Annotated in this window: 2 protein-coding genes; one reads left to right on the forward strand and one right to left on the reverse strand. The window is 38.5% G+C overall.

The window, feature by feature from the left end; genetic code table 11:
- Positions 1 to 239, forward strand: a 239-nt coding sequence (locus tag AC1DRF_RS27130; RefSeq protein ID WP_477742199.1) for a GNAT family N-acetyltransferase, incomplete at its 5' end; no start/stop codon positions are given.
- 109 nt (positions 240 to 348) lie between these two features.
- Here the strand turns inward: AC1DRF_RS27130 and AC1DRF_RS27135 are convergent.
- A complete protein-coding gene (locus tag AC1DRF_RS27135; RefSeq protein WP_477742200.1) occupies positions 349 to 1,260 on the reverse strand; it encodes a DMT family transporter in 912 nt (303 codons plus the stop codon).
- Between the last annotated feature and the right edge of the window lie 318 nt (positions 1,261 to 1,578).

Below are 1,578 nucleotides of genomic sequence, written 5' to 3' on the forward strand. Positions count from 1 at the left end.
GCCAGTATGCTAACGCTGAAAGAGTAAGGAGGTTTTATGTTTCAGCTCAATTGTGCAGAAAGGGTATAGGCAAGCGACTTTTAAAAGAAGTCATTCACTATGCAGAGAATTATTACGACAGCCTCGGATTCTATACGGATACGGACAAAGCGAAACTATTTTATGAACGAAACGGTTTTAAACGCATATACAATCAGCATAAAATCACTCATGAATATAAACTAAAAAATGTTCATTAATCAAACTAACGGGCGTTTAATTCAATTAGGACATTAAAATAATATACGAATAACKCCCAGAAAAAATCTGAGCGTTATTAGCATGAATCAACCGAACCCGTTACTMTTGTTAGTTTGCTTTTTTAAGTTTAAGAGCTGTTTTAGGAGCAGGGCTTTTTTTGACAATATACAAACCGCTAAAAATAATAAGTCCTCCAAGCAGCTGCATAGCATTGATGGTCTCTCCAATAGTTACAGCAGCAAAAACAACGGCGAACAAAGGAATAACATACATGTAAACCATTACTTTTGTAGAACCAATTTTTCCAATTCCTACATACCACATTACCAGCCCGTACACTGTCACGAACAAAACAGAGTATGCCAGAGAGCTCCAGCTACCTATATCTGTTGGCCATACAAGTGTTTGATAGGTGAAAAGACAGTAGACAGTAAGCGGAATAGCGCCGATTAAAGCGGACCACGCAGTCACGCGCAAAGCAGAATATTTTACGACTAAAGGTTTTGCTAAAATCGGGTACCAGCCCCAAGCAATGGCTGCCACAATCCCCATGATGTTTCCGAACCATGCAAGCTGCGACAGCGCATGACTAGAGGGACCAAACAGCAGTACAAACGCAGCCCCAAAAAAAGCAAGCACAGAGCCTAGCTGTGTTTTTAACGAAAAAGCTTCATGCTTATATAATATAGCTAGGATTCCTGTGAAAATAGGAGACATCGAAATAAGTAAAGAAGCATTTGTAGCTGTCGTATACTTAACAGATACCATAAACAGCGTTTGATAGAGCGTAACGCCTACTATACTGACCGCTATTAAGCGTCCCCAGTCTTTTTTTTCGATCCGAATGCCTCGCTCTATTATTCCTGTAATAAGTAAAAGAATAGGAGCAACCATTATAAAACGCAGTGCGCTAAATTGAATGGAAGACATATGAGCAACTCCAAATTTTCCGATTGCATAATTGGCTCCCCAAATTAACGCCACGGATAATAATATCCATTCCAGCCAGCCTTTTTTCATGTAATCACCTCGAGTAAGTATAGAAACTAAATAAGTGCGAATATCCTTAGTTACAAAGTATACAGGAAGAAATTATGTAAAAGGCCAGCCAATTCAGCTATTTTTATCTCATCCACTTGTTTTTAATACAAATAAAAAAGCAGCTGCATTAGCTGCGTTCATGATTGTTATCCACATTGTTCTATCTCATCTAATCGCACAAGTTCGACTTTAAAAGCATGATCAATCGGTCGGATTTCACAGTATCCTGAATCATATACGTGAATCAGTACAAAGCGTTTTCCTTTATATAACACTTCTTTGTAGGCTGTCATGAGA

It is taken from the genome of Priestia sp. P5_B4, from assembly GCF_056400385.1.